The sequence below is a fragment of the Colwellia sp. RE-S-Sl-9 genome (assembly GCF_048296855.1).
Lineage (GTDB): Bacteria > Pseudomonadota > Gammaproteobacteria > Enterobacterales > Alteromonadaceae > Pseudocolwellia.
This window is the reverse complement of sequence record NZ_CP182631.1, coordinates 3,993,944-4,007,429: the sequence shown is the minus strand read 5'-3', so window position 1 is coordinate 4,007,429 and position 13,486 is coordinate 3,993,944. Positions and strand designations below refer to the sequence as shown.

The following is a 13,486-nucleotide window of genomic DNA, read 5'->3' as shown; positions in this document are numbered from 1 at the left end:
TGAAAGCTTTTATAAGCCTGATTTTAAACTGGCTTCTAAAAACCGGTCTAAATCACCGTCTAATACCGCTTGTGTATTACGGTTTTCAACGCCAGTTCTTAAATCTTTAATACGACTATCATCTAATACATAAGAGCGAATTTGACTGCCCCATCCTATATCAGACTTACCGTCTTCTAATACTTGTTTATCTTCGTTCTGCTTTTGAATTTCCATCTCGTAGAGCTTAGCTTTTAAAAGCTTCATCGCTGTTGCGCGGTTTTTATGCTGTGAACGATCTGCCTGACAAGCCACTACTGCACCTGTTGGCTCATGCGTTATACGAATGGCTGAATCAGTTTTATTTACGTGTTGCCCACCAGCACCTGAAGCACGGAAAGTGTCGATACGTAAATCAGCAGGGTTTATCTCTATATCAATATTGTCGTCTATTTCAGGATAGATAAATGCAGACGCAAACGATGTATGACGTCGCCCACTTGAGTCAAAAGGCGATTTACGCACTAAACGATGTACGCCAGTTTCGGTTCTTAACCAACCAAAAGCATATTCACCTGAATACTTAATAGTACAACCTTTAATACCGGCAACATCACCATCAGTAACTTCAATAAGTTCAGTTTTAAAGCCTTTTGCTTCGCCCCAGCGAAGATACATTCTCATAAGCATTTCAGCCCAATCTTGAGCTTCTGTACCACCTGAGCCTGATTGAATATCAAGGTAACAGCCGTTCTCGTCATTATCGCCAGAAAACATACGACGAAATTCTAATTTTGCTAATTTTTTGTCTAACTCATTGGTTTCGGTTTGTGCATCGTTGAAGGTATCTTCATCATTTTCTTCAACGGCAAGCTCAACTAAACCTTCTATGTCTTCACAACCTGCATCTAGATCGTTAATAGTTTCAACGACCATTTCCAGAGATGCTCTTTCTTTACCTAATGCCTGTGCTCGTTCAGCATCATTCCAAACATCTGGAGACTCTAACTCTCGTGTAACTTCAACTAATCTTTCTGACTTCAGATCGTAGTCAAAGATACCTCCGTAACAGTTCCGTACGTTCGCGCATTTCTTTGATTTTATTTAATACAGGGTTTACTTCTAACATGAGTTATTTAGCACTTTTAAAAAGTTGATTTAAAGAAAGAAAATAGTCGCGCATTGTAACGTAAATTAAAGGGTAAATAAACGTTACAATTTACACGTAATTTAAGAAACAACTTGTATTTCTTCAATAAGAAATTGCACGCTTTGTTTGCCTCTAAATTCATTAACATCTAACTTATAAGCCACATGCACTTGATTGACTTTTTGGTTGGGCCATTGCGTTATATCTACGTTAAAGGCAATACCATCAAACACTTTATTATCTTTTTGTAAAACTACTTTTAGGTGTTTTTCACCCACAATGCGTTGTTGAATAATTAAAAAGTTGTCATCAAACACAGGTTCAGAAAAATTTTGCCCCCACGGGCCTGACTCTCTTAGCAATTCAGCAAACTCTAATGTCAGCTCGGGTAAATTCAATTCACCGTCAGACAACAAGGTGCCTTGTAAGTTTTCTTCAGCAATCCACTGACCTGCATATTGATTAAACAAGCCTTGAAATGTTTCAAAATCGTTAGCATCAATTGAAAGGCCTGCCGCCATAGCATGCCCGCCAAACTTTTTAATTAATTGAGGATGTTGCGAATCGATATGCTCAAGTAAGTCTCTGATATGTAAACCGGGAATAGAGCGAGCAGAACCTTTTATTTCACTTTGTGGGTTATCAATATCTGCCGCGGCAAATACAATACTGGGGCGGTGGTATTTTTCTTTCAAGCGCCCTGCAACTATACCAATAACACCTTGATGCCAGTCTTTTTGAAAAAGCGATATAGCGTTAGGTAAATTACCTTCTTCGTAATTTAAAACTGCCATTATTTTTTCAGCTTCAAACTGCATGCCTTGCTCAATTGAACGTCGGGCTTTATTGAGTTCGTCTAATTCAGCAGCCATTGTACGTGCGGTCATTAAATTTTTAGCTAATAGGCAATTAATACCAAACGACATATCGTCTAAACGCCCAGCGGCATTTATTCGTGGCCCTAAAGCAAAACCAAAATCACTTGCAACAATACGTTGCTGATTTTTACCTGCAATTTCTAACAACGCTTGAATACCTGGTCGGGTTTGCCCTGCTCTAATTCGTTTTAAACCTTGAGACACTAAAATACGGTTATTGTTATCTAAAGTCACTACATCAGCCACCGTACCTAAAGCCACTAAGTCGAGTAATTGTGCAATATTCGGTTCTTTAATTTGCTTTGTTTCAAACCAGTGTTGCTCTCGTAAATGTTTACGTAGCGCTAGCATTAAATAAAAAGCGACACCTACACCAGCAATCGATTTACTGACAAACGTACAGGCTGGTTGATTAGGATTAACAATAGCGTCAGCATTAGGTAATTCTTTTCCAGGTAGATGATGATCGGTTATAACGACTTGTAGCCCGAGCGCTTTAGCTCGTTTAACGCCAGCTAGGCAACTTATGCCGTTATCAACTGTAACTAAGAGTTGTGCCCCCTGCGCAGCTGCCATATCAACAATCTCAGGCGTTAAACCATAACCAAATTCAAATCGATTAGGCACAATAAATTGATGATTACCATAACCTAACATATTAAACGCTTCGGTCATTAGAGCAGTACTTGTTGCACCATCGGCATCAAAGTCACCAATAATACAAATACTTAAATTATCAACAAAGGCTCGATGTAATATTTGAGCCGCTAGTGTGACATCTTTTAAAGAATCTACAGGAGCAAGTTGAGCAACATTAAGTAATAATTCGTTGTCCCCTTCTATTCCTCGGCTAGCATAAATTTGCTTGATAATAGGGTGAAGAGATTGAGGTAAATTATCTATCGGATGAATTGGCCTACGTAGAATTTTTTTTTGCATCACGTGTTGCCTGTAAAATGATAATAGGTATAGCTATAACGATAAAGAGCCACTCTATTGAGTAGCTCTTTAATTGTAAATAACAGTTATAAAAAACGTGTAGCTTTTATAAACTATTTAAAATTTGAGCTAAACGCTCAGGTGGTTGATAGCCTGGCATCATCATACCGTTTTCAAACACAATAGCAGGAGTACCACTTACACCAATTTGACGACCAAAGTTAAATTCTTCTTCAATCGGTTTTTCACAAATACGTTGTGCTACTTGAGAACCACTTTTCGCTTTAGTTAACGCTTCATTTGGTTTTTCGTTACACCAAATTGAACGTAAATCTTTAAAACCTTGTGAATAATTACCCATTTGATCTCTAATACCTGAACGAGGATAGGCTAAATATCTAACCGTGATGCCGAGATCATTATAGTCACCAATTTGTTCATGCAACTTACGACAATACCCACAAGTTATATCGGTAAAAACAGTAACAACATGTTTCTCATCTTTAGCGGGGAAGGTGATCATGGCATTATCAAACTGTTTAATACCTTCAAGCCTTACTTTAGCTAAGCTTAATTCTGTAAGGTCTGTAACCTCACCACCTATACCAAACAGCTTACCTTGTAAAATATAATTACCGTCATGGCTTATATAGAAAATACCTTGTTTAGTAATCACTTCAGCAATACCTGGCATAGGAGAAGCATTGATTTGTGACGCCTCTAAACCTAAAGTATTAGACAACTTATTAGTAATGGCTTTAGCGTCAAACGATGCTTTAGCATTCGTTGCAACACTTTGACTATCAGCACTTAATGCCATTACAGAACTACTCACACACAGTGCGGAAACTAACATTACAACAGACTTAAACATTTTCATTTATCATACCCAAAAAGAAGAACCAGTTAATATCGAGTGGACTTATACCATCCGCTTTTTATTAGACCGTTCTCTAACATATTAAATTGCACGAATTACACACGAATAAAAATTATAATGCAATTACTTAAAAGAAACCTTACTCATAGCGAACTTTGTTTTATATCTGATAAACTACCCACAAAAATTTAACGATAACATCATCAAGATTAAGTGACACTAAGGCTTATCAATGAAAATTGGCTTATTTTACGGCTCTACCACTTGCTACACAGAAATTGCAGCAGAAAAAATTCAATCTACATTAAATCATTATTCCGTTGAATTATACAATATTAAAGATACCTCTCTAGCTGAGATCGCTAACTTTGATATTATTATTTTAGGTATTTCTACTTGGGATTACGGTGAATTACAAGAAGACTGGGAAGCAAAATGGGATGATATAGCCGACCTTAATTTAGAAAACAAAATTGTGGCCTTATATGGAATGGGTGACCAAATAGGGTATACCGAATGGTTTCAAGATGCTTTAGGTATGTTACATGAACAAGTTCAAGCCGTTGGCGCATACGTAATTGGTTACTGGCCAAATCAAGGTTACGACTTTGCTCAGTCAAAAGCCCTCACCGAAGACAAAAGCCAGTTTGTTGGTTTGTCTTTAGATGAAGATAATCAATATGACTTATCTGATGAAAGAATCACTCAATGGTGCCAAAACCTAGAAAAAGAATTACAAGAAATATTCAATAGTATTTAGGATCTAAGGGCATTTAGCATTATAATGCCGCCATATAAATTCAATATTTAAGAGTAACTATGTTTGAGCAGTTTGACCTAGATTCTGAACTTCTAGGCGGTATTAAAAATGCAGGTTTTAAAAAACCAACATCAATTCAAGAGCTTGTTATACCAGAGGCAATGAAAGGCAAAGACATTTTAGCCTCAGCACCAACAGGTACTGGTAAAACAGCCGCATTTTTACTTCCTGCTGCACAACATTTACTTGACTACCCTAGAAAAAACCCGGGATTTCCTCGTGTATTAATTTTGTCTCCTACCCGTGAACTTGCTTTACAGATCCATGAGCAATGCGAATTATTAACCGCTTTGACTCATATTAAATCAGGTGTAATTACCGGTGGTGTTAACTATGGTAGCCATAAAGAATTACTTACCACAAATCTGGATATATTAGTTGCGACCCCTGGTCGGTTAATGGAATATATTGAAAGTGAGCAATTTGATGCCCGAGACATTGAAATATTAATTCTTGATGAAGCTGATCGTATGCTAGATATGGGGTTTTCTGATGTTATTAATCGCATTATTGCAGAGGCTCGCTGGCGTAAACAAACCATGCTATTTTCTGCAACATTAGAAGGTGCGGGTGTTATTCGTTGTGCGAAAGAGGTATTAACCGAACCTGTATTTTTAGAATCAAACCCTTCTCGTAAAGAAAAAGCTAAAATTCATCAATGGATCCATCTTGCTGATAATGCTCAACACAAATATCAGCTTTTAGAAAACATTCTTAAACAAGAAGATGTTAAACGCGCTGTAGTATTTGCGAATAAACGTGAAACGGTTCAGTACCTATCAGGTAAATTATATGCTGACGAACTTCCTTGCGCATGGCTTGAAGGTAAAATGCCTCAAGATAAACGCAACAGTTCAGTTGATCGCTTACGTTCTGGCAAAGTTAATATTTTAATCGCCACAGATGTAGCAGCTCGTGGTTTAGATATTGATGATATTACTCATGTTATTAATTTTGATATGCCAAGAAAAGCCGATATTTATATTCATAGAATTGGACGCACAGGCCGAGCAGGTAACAAAGGTACCGCAATATCTTTAGTTGAAGCTCATGATATGGCAGTTATAGGTAAAATTGAACGATACGCTGATGAAAGACTGCAACGTCGTGTCATTGACGAGTTACGCCCAAAACATAAAGAAGCCCGCGTCGCGATTAAAAAACCAAAAGTAAAAAGAACTACAGCTCAGAAAAAAGCTAAAGCAAAAAAAGTTGCTAAAAGATCAGCTAAAAAGTCGAAATAAGCTAAACCAGTCAAATGGTATACACAAAAAAGCACCATAAATTATGGTGCTTTTTTGTTTCAATCAACTTGGTATTAACTAATCCATTTCTTTACGAGTAAATACCCAGTCATTACCTTTAGATAAGTCTTCACTATAAGCATAACCCGCACTATCAAAATTCTTCAGGTCATTTATATTGCTAATTTTGTTTTCAATAATGTAATTAGCCATTAAACCTCTCGCCTTTTTCGCATAAAAGCTGATCATTTTATATTGACCATTTTTCCAATCTTTAAATGCAGGAGTAATGATCGTCGCCTTTAATGACTTTTTCTTAACCGACTTAAAGTATTCGTTAGACGCTAAGTTAATGAGTATATCGTCACCTTGTTCTGCAAGAGCTGTATTGAGATTATCCGTAATAATATCGCCCCAAAACTGATACAAGTTAGCGCCTCTATCATTATCTAATTTAGTCCCCATTTCTAATCGGTAAGCTTGCACTAAATCTAAAGGTTTTAACAAACCATACAAACCCGACAATATTCTTAAATGCTGTTGTGCGAAATCAAACGACTGTTCATCGAAGTCATAAGCTTGTAGTCCGGTATAAACATCACCACTAAAAGCTAATACCGCTTGCTTCGCATTATCGGTTGTAAAAGGTAATGCCCATTCACCAAAACGGGCAGCATTCAAACCTGCAAGCTGATCGCTAATCCCCATTAAAGAAGACAAATCAGCAGGCGTTAATTTTACACAACGATTGATAAGCTCTTGACTATGCTCTAATAAATTTGACTGAGTAAATTTACTCGTAGGTGATGGCGTTTCAAAATCTAATTTTTTTGCAGGAGAAACAACAATTAACATGTTAAGACCTTGGTTTTAAAGCGTTTAAAATAATTTATATGCGTCACTATAACATAGCTAATCAGTTATTTTTATTAACTTTAACAAAATTTATCTGAATACATTTTTTACCTAATGAGATTGGATTCAACTGTAAACTTTTGTTAAATATTCAAAACAAAATCTAATGATAATTCAAATAGTTAAATAAAAATCAAAATAAAAATATTTAACTTACACATAGCTTATGGTATTTAAAAGGGGCTGTTGTAATTACAAAGGAGCATTCCATGAACACATTTCAAGAAACATTGGGCTCGTTAGATACACAAGCTAAGTCCAATAAAAGCAATAAAAAAAGAAAATGGCGTGAAATAGAATTATTAAAAGATCAACACCAGCTAGAAAAAGAACTCAAAGCGTTCGACGATTCATTAGAATATATGTTTGACGATTATTAACTCCTAAATAAAATAAATAATATAGTCTAACTAAAACTCGGTTCTGCCGAGTTTTTTATTGCCGATAATTTAAGGTTTATCATGTCTCTCCCACAAACTAAAAACGCATCAGAACCTATTATTGGTTTAGGAAACATTAATGCCAATTTACGTGTTTATATTGAAAATATTCCCCCGTTACCCCAATACCAAAATTTAACCTTAGTTAACCCTATGCAAAATGGAGATATTCAACAAATAGGACAATTAACAGGAAACCATTGGCGTAAAATTTTCAATGTTTTTGCTAAATTGTTATTTGAATATCATCCTGAAAAATTTGTAACTTGGCAGAACTTAAGAGATGAGTCTTTATTACAAAAACAAAGTAATGCGTGTTTATTGTTTTCAGGTGTTACTTTTGAAGAGATTAAGCTTGAAGATGTGCATTCTACTGAAAGTAAAATGATCACAATAATAATGGGGAAAACTTACGCAAATAAATTAGGAATAGACAAACACTGTTATTGGTTGTCTGAAAGCTTTGCGATTAACGCGACTAAAAATATCATTATCTGCCCGTATTTCGATTACAGGCAATTATCAAATATCAAAATAACGCAATTGGTTCAGCTTATTAAACAGTTAGAGGCTAATTTAGAATAAGCCTCTAACTTATTTACTTCAAATTTATTCACTCACGTCTGGCGTTTGTGTTTCTAACGGTTCAGCTTCAATAACAGGGTTTTCTATCTCGATACGATCTACTCGTTGTAAGCCTCTAGGAAGCTTGCTGCCGCGACGACCACGTTCACCTCTATAATGTTCCACATCGCTAGGTTTAAGGGTTAATTTACGCTTTCCTGCATGTAATGTAATTGAACTTGTAGGTGATATGATATCTAAAATAGTTAAATATTCTTCTCTTGCTTTAGCACGGGCAGAAGGAATGTTTATCACTTTATTCCCCTTACCTTTACTTAATACCGGTAGGTCTTTAACAGGGAAAATAAGCATTCGTCCTTCGCTGGTTATTGCAACCACAAGCGCTGTATCAATATTATTGATGACTTTAGGTAGCATGACTTTAGCTGAGGCTGGTAGGCTTAATAGCGCTTTACCATTTTTATTTCGGCTAACCATATCGTCAAACGAACCAACAAAACCATAACCCGCATCACTACTTAATAAATATTTACAGTCATCATCTGCCATTAAGGTATGTTCAAAGGTATCACCAGTAGATAAGTTAAAGCGTCCTGTCAGTGGTTCACCTTGGCTTCTTGCTGTGGGTAAGCTATGTGCTTCTGTGGCATAAGCTCTGCCTGATGAGTCAATAAATACTACAGGGCGATTACTTCGACCTTTGGCTGAACAAAGGTATTCGTCTCCCGATTTATAACTAAGGGTTAACGGATCAATATCATGACCTTTACCGCATCGAGCCCAACCTTTTTCAGACACAACAACCGTGACAGGTTCACTTGGTACTAAATCTTTTTCAGTTAATGCTTTAGATTCTTCACGCTCAACAAGAACAGAACGACGCTCGTCACCGTACTTTTCTGCTGCTTCAAGAATTTCTTTTTTCATTAACGTATTCATTCGCGCTTTAGAATTTAAGGTTTTTTCTAAATACTCGCGTTCAATATTCAGCTCGTCTTGCTCTGCTCTTATTTTAATTTCTTCAAGCTTAGCTAACTGACGTAATTTAATTTCAAGAATGGCTTCAGCTTGTCGCTCTGACAAGTCAAAACGCGACATTAATTCAGCTTTAGGATCATCAAAAGTACGAATGATCTCAATCACTTCATCAATGTTTAAATAGGCAACAAGTAAACCATCTAAAATATGCAAACGAGCTAATACTTTGTCTAACCTAAACTGTAATTTTCGCCTGATGGTTTCACGACGATATTCAATCCACTCTTTTAATATGGTGCCTAAATTTTTAACGGCAGGACTATTATCTAATCCAATCATATTTAGGTTAACGCGGTAGTTTTTTTCTAAGTCTGTTGTTGCAAATAAATGTTGCATCAACTGCTCTACATCTACTCGGTTTGAGCGTGGAACAATCACTAGTCGTATAGGAGTTTCGTGGTCAGCTTCGTCACGTAAATCAACCACCATTGGCAATTTTTTAGCTTGCATTTGGTTGGCTATTTGCTCAAGTATTTTACCACCTGAAGCTTGATGAGGAAGAGACGTGATAACAATTTCGCCATGTTCAATATCGTAAACCGCGCGCATTTTTATGCTACCGCGACCTGTTTCATAAATTTTGGCAATATCTGCTTTAGGGGTAATTATTTCTGCATCTGTTGGATAATCAGGCCCTTGCACATATTCAAGTAAATCAATAGTTTCAGCTTTAGGACTATCAATTAAATGAATACACGCTGAAGCGATTTCTCTTACGTTATGAGGCGGAATATCCGTTGCCATACCAACGGCGATACCTGTAATACCATTAAGCATAATGTGAGGTAATCGTGCGGGTAATGTTTTAGGCTCTTTCATTGTACCGTCAAAGTTTGGTGTCCACTCAACGGTGCCTTGCCCTAATTCACTTAATAAAACTTCACTAAATTTTGATAAACGCGCTTCGGTATAACGCATGGCCGCAAAGGATTTAGGATCATCTGGCGCGCCCCAGTTACCTTGCCCGTCTACAAGCGGGTAGCGATAAGAAAAGGGCTGAGCCATTAATACCATGGCTTCGTAACAGGCTGAATCACCATGAGGATGAAATTTACCTAAAACATCACCCACGGTACGTGCTGATTTTTTATATTTAGCAAGTGCCGATAAACCTAACTCAGACATGGCATAAATAATACGCCTTTGTACTGGTTTTAATCCATCTCCGATATGCGGTAATGCACGGTCCATAATCACGTACATTGAATAGTTTAAATAAGCTTCTTCGGTAAATTCTCTTAGTGGTTTTTGTTCTACACCGTCAAGACTATAATCGAGCATATCGGACATGAATAAGTTTCCTAAAAAGTTTCTAAAGCTCACTAATGCGAGTTAATAGTTAACTTGAATGATTGTTTTTGCGAATAAAAAAATAGATATAAACATCTACCTGATAGCTTATCTGATTATTGGCAGAGGGAAAATACTTGATTGAATTTTTAGTGAATTAACCACTATTTTATTAAGATAATAAGACTATTGTTGATAAATTTTGATTTGTTTGCCTTCACCATCTCTCATTTCATACAAAACGTTCATTGCTGTATTTAAGAGTAATTCAAAATTATTTAACGATTCACTCAACTCCACAATACTCACACTAATATCGAGTTGTTGATGTATACCGACATAATCAAAATTTAAAGTGGCTACTTTTTCTTTCAAATGTTGAGCAATGGCTTTAGCTTCCCCTTCTGCAGCTTCAGGTAATACAACAATAAAAGTCGCATCTTCTAAACGTGCAAATATATCGCGTGTTCTCATAGACTCAGTGCCTAGCAACACAAATCTTTTTAAAATTTCATCTCCAATGTAATCACCATGAATTTCATTTAGGCCTTTAAAATCATTAATATTTATGGCTAACAAACACAAGCTCACCTTATTTTCGATGCAACGTTTAATGGCACTTTTACCATAACGAAATAATGTTTTTCGATTTCTAGCGCCTGTTAACATATCCTCTTTAGATAATTCATGTATACGCTTATTCATTGAAAGCAAACGCAGTAACAAAAGTAAAAATATAACAACCAAAAAACTAACAATATAAATATTACGCCGTTGAAGAATTTCATTATGTAATGATTCATCAATTTCTAGTGCTTTTAACTCAGTTTGATTATTGAGTAAGGTATTAATATCTTTTTTTCTTTTTGTTTCGTATTTATCTTCTAACTCAAAAATATACTTGTCTCTTTCACTCTTCATGTAAGCATCATACTTAGTAATATAAGTATGGTTAGCGTCGTAAGCTTTTTTGAACTGCCCTATTTCCGCATAACTTTGTGCTAACTTTTTGTATAAGTTAAGAAAAGATAACTGACTTAATTGATCTTGATTGATTGTTTCTTCTAAAGCTTTAGCCTGTAATAAATAAGCTATAACCTTATGGTGCTGATTAAGACCTAGAGCACTATTAGCTAAAATCAGAAAGTATAAATATTGCTCTGCTGGGTTTAATTTCTCAAAGTCGATACCTCTTTCTTTTAACGCAAGTTCAGCATTCAATTGTTTAGATTCGCTTTGAAAAAGCAAGCGGTTAATGTCTTCAGTAATAGAAACAATTGGCACATACGATGGTTTAATTTCATCATAGGCAAAGCTACTTGTTGAATAAATAAAAGTAAGAATAAATAGCAATATAATATTAATTAAACGCATACCATGTTCCCTCCTGAAACAACGGATTTTTGCTTTAAAACGCTTGCATGTTTAACTAATGATTCATATGAACGGAATAAATGAGAATTGTTATTGCTCATACCTATACTGACCGAAATAACTTTTAATCCGTATTTTTCCCAAGATTTTCTATAAATATAACTATGAATTTTGTGCGCAATATCTTCAGCTATTTGAGCATTAACATTAGGTAAAAGCACAATAAATTCATTACTTGAATATCGACCACACTGAGTATTCTCTCCAATGATATTGGTAATAATTAATGATATTTCAATCAATATACTGTTACCTGTCTCGTACCCTTTCACTTGGTTAATATTAGTAAAGTTATCAACCTTAATGATTAAGACACTATAATCATTTTTATTTTTAGTCACTTGGTTAAACTGGGCAGATCCTAATGCCAATAATGTTTGTCTATTAGGTAAGTCAGTTAAATGATCTGTTTCTCGGCTATTTAATAATTTCTTCTGATTATTTAAATTAATCACGTAAAACCAAGCCAGTGCCAACACAGTAATAACACCGATAAAAATATAAAATGTTTTATTACGATATGATTTACTGGTTTCTTGTAAAGCTAACGATTGAGCCACTTGTTTCTCTTTCAGGACCTTAGCCTGAAGTTCATCTTGCTTACTTTCATATTGAATACGAATACCTTCAAGCGCCTGAAGATTATTACGTGAGTTTATTTTTCTCGTATTTTCATGTCGAGCATTTTGTGTTTGGTACGCCTTTTCGTATAAACCTTGTGCGTAATACAGTTCGGACTTAATACGTAAAAGCTCTAAAATGGAATAGGTTTGAATGTTTTCAGCTTGATCAGGCACAAGATTTTCAGCTTTATCTATAGTAACGAGCGCTTCTTGATATCGTTCTAAATGATTTAAAATATCCGCTTTATTCACTAGTAATAACGTTTCATAGTTCGCTTCTTTGACTGATTTCGCATATTTTTCAGCAATAATAATGTAATGATATGCCGTATGCGGATCACTCGGATCTTTCTTTAAATAGGCTTCGGCCATTTCCGAGTAGGTATTCGATAAAGCAGAAAAATTACCTGCCTTTTTGGCTTTGCCAATAATTTCTTTATAAAGTTCTATGGCGAGTAAATATTCTTCGTTAGCTGCATGAGTTACAGCAATATTTTGTAAACTCATTAAAGCTTTATGAGGTTCGTTAGCTTTGGTGAGATGAAAATGTGCCTTTTTATTAAACTCTTGTACTTTATCATCTTGTTTTAGATAACTGTAAAGCGAGCCTAATTCCAAATAAACTAAGCCTAACATTTTATCATCGTTTAACGCTTTTGCTTGGAATAACGCATCGTTTAACACGATAATAGAGCGTTCAAATTTCTCAGTAATATAATAAACTGCACCTAAATTTGTTAACGTTTCTATTACCGCTTTTCGATCATCTAATGATTCAGCTATTTCTAACGCCGCGATATAGTCCTGTAATGCCAATTCATAATGCCCCTCACTTTCAATAGCATAACCTCTTAAGTTAAGTAACCTCGCCATGTTAATGGAAGGATGCGATAGTTTTTGGGTTAGCTCTAAGCCCTCTTCTGCTACAACTTTTGCGAGATCAAACGCTGTTTTATCATTATAAAGTTCAGCCTGTAATCTTTTAAAATGAATACGTTCTTCAAGACTAAATTGATTTAAGTTTTTATCGTAAAACGAGGCGAGTTTAATGGCAGTTAATAAATCTTTCTTTTGTAAAGATTCTATTTGTTCAATTATTTCAGAAAATTTTAAAGGCTCTTGTTCTTCTGAATAAGCATAAAAAGAGAACATAAAAAACACAAAAAGCATACTTGCTAAGCATGTTTTTTGTGTTTGCTGAATTATTTTTTGTACAAAAAGTTGAAACAAATATTTATCTATCAGTAAATTAATGAAGTTCATTAGTATAA

11 protein-coding genes are annotated in these 13,486 nt (G+C 35.4%); 4 read left to right on the top strand and 7 right to left on the bottom strand.

The genetic code is table 11. The features are described from left to right. Nucleotides 1-9 precede the first annotated feature (9 nt). The 3 genes from prfB to dsbC form a co-directional block, all read right to left on the bottom strand. Nucleotides 10-1,108 (bottom strand): peptide chain release factor 2 gene (gene prfB, locus ACM9HF_RS17335; RefSeq protein ID WP_473612131.1). Its coding sequence is split into 2 segments (ribosomal slippage): nt 10-1,032 and nt 1,034-1,108, totalling 1,098 coding nucleotides; the frame shifts between segments, so codons are not numbered across the junction. A gap of 101 nt (nt 1,109-1,209) precedes the next feature. Continuing rightward, the gene (gene recJ, locus ACM9HF_RS17330) at nt 1,210-2,946 is read right to left on the bottom strand and encodes a single-stranded-DNA-specific exonuclease RecJ (RefSeq protein WP_473612127.1); all 1,737 of its coding nucleotides are present in this window, start codon (nt 2,944-2,946) and stop codon (nt 1,210-1,212) included. 106 nt (nt 2,947-3,052) lie between these two features. Further along, complete coding sequence (gene dsbC, locus ACM9HF_RS17325; RefSeq protein WP_473612123.1) at nt 3,053-3,826, bottom strand: bifunctional protein-disulfide isomerase/oxidoreductase DsbC; 774 nt, start codon at nt 3,824-3,826, stop codon at nt 3,053-3,055. Nucleotides 3,827-4,058: 232 nt separating this feature from the next. Between dsbC and fldB the strand changes: the two genes are divergently transcribed. Together fldB and srmB are read left to right on the top strand one after the other, a co-directional pair. Next, nucleotides 4,059-4,586, top strand: a complete 528-nt coding sequence (gene fldB / locus ACM9HF_RS17320; RefSeq protein WP_473612120.1) for a flavodoxin FldB — start codon at nt 4,059-4,061, stop codon at nt 4,584-4,586. A gap of 59 nt (nt 4,587-4,645) precedes the next feature. Beyond that, the gene (gene srmB, locus ACM9HF_RS17315; protein WP_473612116.1) at nt 4,646-5,890 is read left to right on the top strand and encodes an ATP-dependent RNA helicase SrmB; all 1,245 of its coding nucleotides are present in this window, start codon (nt 4,646-4,648) and stop codon (nt 5,888-5,890) included. A 78-nt stretch (nt 5,891-5,968) separates the two neighbouring features. Here srmB and yaaA read toward each other — a convergent pair whose 3' ends face one another. Then, nucleotides 5,969-6,745 carry a peroxide stress protein YaaA gene (gene yaaA / locus ACM9HF_RS17310; RefSeq protein WP_473612112.1) on the bottom strand — a complete coding sequence of 259 codons (777 nt, stop codon included), beginning with the start codon at nt 6,743-6,745 and terminating at the stop codon, nt 5,969-5,971. Between the two features lie 269 nt (nt 6,746-7,014). Between yaaA and ACM9HF_RS17305 the strand changes: the two genes are divergently transcribed. Next, nucleotides 7,015-7,185 (top strand): DUF3545 family protein, encoded by a 171-nt coding sequence (locus ACM9HF_RS17305; RefSeq protein ID WP_076419589.1) that lies wholly within the window; start codon nt 7,015-7,017, stop codon nt 7,183-7,185. An 81-nt stretch (nt 7,186-7,266) separates the two neighbouring features. Then, entirely contained in the window at nt 7,267-7,830 is a 564-nt protein-coding gene (locus ACM9HF_RS17300; protein WP_473612107.1) for a DUF6942 family protein, read from the top strand. A gap of 24 nt (nt 7,831-7,854) precedes the next feature. On the opposite strand, the gene parC is transcribed toward ACM9HF_RS17300, so the two are convergent. The 3 genes from parC to ACM9HF_RS17285 all read right to left on the bottom strand — a co-directional run bounded on the left by parC (nt 7,855) and on the right by ACM9HF_RS17285 (nt 13,478). Next, on the bottom strand, nt 7,855-10,158 hold the full coding sequence (gene parC, locus ACM9HF_RS17295) for a DNA topoisomerase IV subunit A (RefSeq protein ID WP_473612104.1): 2,304 nt from the start codon (nt 10,156-10,158) through the stop codon (nt 7,855-7,857). A gap of 186 nt (nt 10,159-10,344) precedes the next feature. Next, nucleotides 10,345-11,532: a GGDEF domain-containing protein gene (locus ACM9HF_RS17290; RefSeq protein ID WP_473612099.1), complete on the bottom strand. Its 1,188-nt coding sequence runs from the start codon at nt 11,530-11,532 to the stop codon at nt 10,345-10,347. Then, the gene (locus ACM9HF_RS17285) at nt 11,523-13,478 is read right to left on the bottom strand and encodes a diguanylate cyclase domain-containing protein (RefSeq protein WP_473612096.1); all 1,956 of its coding nucleotides are present in this window, start codon (nt 13,476-13,478) and stop codon (nt 11,523-11,525) included. The genes ACM9HF_RS17290 and ACM9HF_RS17285 overlap by 10 nt, the downstream gene beginning before the upstream one ends. Nucleotides 13,479-13,486 lie beyond the last annotated feature (8 nt).

What these genes read in the sequence shown, in the direction of transcription:
- parC (WP_473612104.1), bottom strand. Translation starts at nt 10,158, where the DNA reads ATGTCCGATATGCTCGATTATAGTCTTGACGGTGTAGAACAAAAACCA.
- ACM9HF_RS17300 (WP_473612107.1), top strand. Translation starts at nt 7,267, where the DNA reads ATGTCTCTCCCACAAACTAAAAACGCATCAGAACCTATTATTGGTTTA.
- ACM9HF_RS17290 (WP_473612099.1), bottom strand. Translation starts at nt 11,532, where the DNA reads ATGCGTTTAATTAATATTATATTGCTATTTATTCTTACTTTTATTTAT.
- fldB (WP_473612120.1), top strand. Translation starts at nt 4,059, where the DNA reads ATGAAAATTGGCTTATTTTACGGCTCTACCACTTGCTACACAGAAATT.
- ACM9HF_RS17285 (WP_473612096.1), bottom strand. Translation starts at nt 13,478, where the DNA reads ATGAACTTCATTAATTTACTGATAGATAAATATTTGTTTCAACTTTTT.
- srmB (WP_473612116.1), top strand. Translation starts at nt 4,646, where the DNA reads ATGTTTGAGCAGTTTGACCTAGATTCTGAACTTCTAGGCGGTATTAAA.
- ACM9HF_RS17305 (WP_076419589.1), top strand. Translation starts at nt 7,015, where the DNA reads ATGAACACATTTCAAGAAACATTGGGCTCGTTAGATACACAAGCTAAG.
- dsbC (WP_473612123.1), bottom strand. Translation starts at nt 3,826, where the DNA reads ATGAAAATGTTTAAGTCTGTTGTAATGTTAGTTTCCGCACTGTGTGTG.
- yaaA (WP_473612112.1), bottom strand. Translation starts at nt 6,745, where the DNA reads ATGTTAATTGTTGTTTCTCCTGCAAAAAAATTAGATTTTGAAACGCCA.
- recJ (WP_473612127.1), bottom strand. Translation starts at nt 2,946, where the DNA reads ATGCAAAAAAAAATTCTACGTAGGCCAATTCATCCGATAGATAATTTA.